Source organism: Mesorhizobium intechi, assembly GCF_002879535.1.
GTDB classification, from domain to species: Bacteria; Pseudomonadota; Alphaproteobacteria; order Rhizobiales; family Rhizobiaceae; genus Mesorhizobium; species Mesorhizobium intechi.
Map to the genome: position 1 here is coordinate 1 of NZ_PNOT02000268.1, position 1,926 is coordinate 1,926.

3 protein-coding genes are annotated in these 1,926 nt (G+C 66.8%); all 3 read right to left on the reverse strand.

Annotation, left to right across the window (positions count from 1 at the left end):
• Positions 1 to 82: 82 nt before the first annotated feature.
• Genes C1D09_RS23655 through C1D09_RS23665 form a run of 3 tightly spaced genes read right to left on the reverse strand, consistent with a single transcriptional unit; the run spans position 83 to position 1,666 of the window.
• On the reverse strand, positions 83 to 502 hold the full coding sequence (locus C1D09_RS23655) for a DUF2958 domain-containing protein (RefSeq protein WP_143976556.1): 420 nt from the start codon (positions 500 to 502) through the stop codon (positions 83 to 85).
• Between the two features lie 13 nt (positions 503 to 515).
• Positions 516 to 707, reverse strand: coding sequence for a hypothetical protein (locus C1D09_RS23660; protein ID WP_143976557.1), 192 nt, complete (start codon positions 705 to 707; stop codon positions 516 to 518).
• Positions 704 to 1,666 (reverse strand): ArdC family protein, encoded by a 963-nt coding sequence (locus C1D09_RS23665; protein WP_143976558.1) that lies wholly within the window; start codon positions 1,664 to 1,666, stop codon positions 704 to 706. Before C1D09_RS23665 ends, C1D09_RS23660 begins: the two co-directional genes overlap by 4 nt.
• Between the last annotated feature and the right edge of the window lie 260 nt (positions 1,667 to 1,926).

Sequence of the window (1,926 nt, forward strand, 5' to 3'; positions counted from 1 at the left end):
CATGGTTTGTCTCCTTCGTTTCAGGGGTGGGATTGCCCCGCCGCAGAGGCTGCAAGCCGGCGCGGCGGGACGGTTTTCGCGCCTAGCGGCGCGTGTGTTCCGCCGTGTCGGGCGGAAGCTTGGAATGGGCGTTGCCAAGGGCTTCTGCCGCCTGTCGCAGCAGCCGCTCGGCTTCGGTGATGTGGCCGGCGCTGCACGCTGCCTGGGCGTAGACGGAGAGCGGAAAGCGCGGCTTGAACCAGAGGTCGCGCTCGATGCCGAGGCCAAGCCGCCCCTTGACGCTTGCAAGCTCGGCAAGGCTGACGCTGCCGAGTTCGGGGAAGCCGAAGCCGAGGTCGCAAAGCCCGAACAGTGTGTCGCCGTCGGCGTCGAGTTCGGTGAGAAGCCAGGTTGCTGGCCCGGTCGGATCGAACAGTTTGACCACCGGGACATGGTCGGTTTCGGTGTCGGTTGCGCCATTGGCGAGCAGCCGGGCGCAAAGGTCGTCGGTGATCAGGATCATGGGAAAACTCCTCTCAAAACAAGTCGCGTTGATTTCTGGCGTCATCGAACAGCCCGATATCGAGCGGCTTTTGCGCCGCGCGCGGGCGCGTCGGCCAAAGGGCGAGGCGGTCGCGCGTGGTGACCGGCCGGACACCGGGAATGAGCGTCTGCTCGCCTTGCGGCGTTGGCTCGGTCTGCAGGGTGTGGCGATCGCGCGCGCTCATGCCGCGATCTCGTTTTGTTGCGCGCCTTCGGCCTCGGCGTTGAAGCCCAGAAGAAAATCGGCGGCCTTGGAGGCAAGGCTGGCGGCGCGGAAGATGGCGCGATTGTCCTCGCGCAGCACCTTCAGCCATGTGCCGATATAGTCGGCATGGCGCACGGTCGGCTCGATGCCGAGTGTCGAGCAGACAAAGGCAGCAGTGATTTCGGCAACCAATTCCTCGCGCGCATAGGTCTTGGAACCGAAGGCGCCGGAGAGGTCGCGCGCCAGCCGCGCCGGGTGGCCGGTCCAGTGGCCAAGCTCGTGGAAGCAGGTGCGGTAATAGTCGATCTGCTGAAAGAACGCCGGCTGCGGCGGCACCTGAATGGTATCGGTGCCCGGCATGTAGAAAGCGCGATCGCCGCCGATGCGGAAATCCGCGCCGCTTGCTCGAATAAGCCCTTCGGCTTGGGGTACGATCTGGCGTTCTGGCAGCGGCTCGGCCTTGCGGTAAAGGTGCTCGGGCAGGCCGTCGCACTGCGCGACGTTGAAGACGGTGAAGCGCTTCAAATACGGCACGGCCTGCGGCTCGTCGCCGTCCGTCCTGGCGCGCTCCTGCTCGCCCTTTGGGACAAAGCGGTCGGCATGCACGATTGTTGTGCCGCGCTCGCCCTTCCTGACATTGCCGCCAAGGGAAAGCGCCTGCCGGAAGGTCAGCCAGTTCTGGCCGGGATAGCTGCGCTCGATGACGGCGCCCCACAGGATGAGGATGTTGATGCCGGAATAGCGGCGCCCGGTGGCCGCGTTGCTGGGCAGGCCGAGGTCGGCCTTTGCGCTGCCCCATGGCTTGACCCATGGCACGGTGCCGCGCTCCAGTTCGGCAATGATGCGGTCCGTGATTTCCTGATAAAGGCTGGCGCCCGTGCGCCCGCCCCTGCCCGCGCCAGCCTCTGCGCTGCCGCAACGCTGGTGTTTTGCACGCATCGTCTGGTCCTCCGCTCTTCAATCCCGCGCCTTTCCCCGGAAGCGGGGTGGGCGGCGAGACGCGACCGGAAAGGCCCGCCGTCGGAGGCGGACCGCATCCGAAGGACCGGAACGAAGAGGAGGACCCGAAGCGAAGCGAAGGGTTGCGGGATGCCGCGGCGGGCCTAGAAGGGAGTGCCGCCCACCCCGCGCCGCCGGGAACGGCCAACAGACAAACCGCGCCGGCCGACAGGCCGGCGACCGTCAGCAGCCGACAGGCT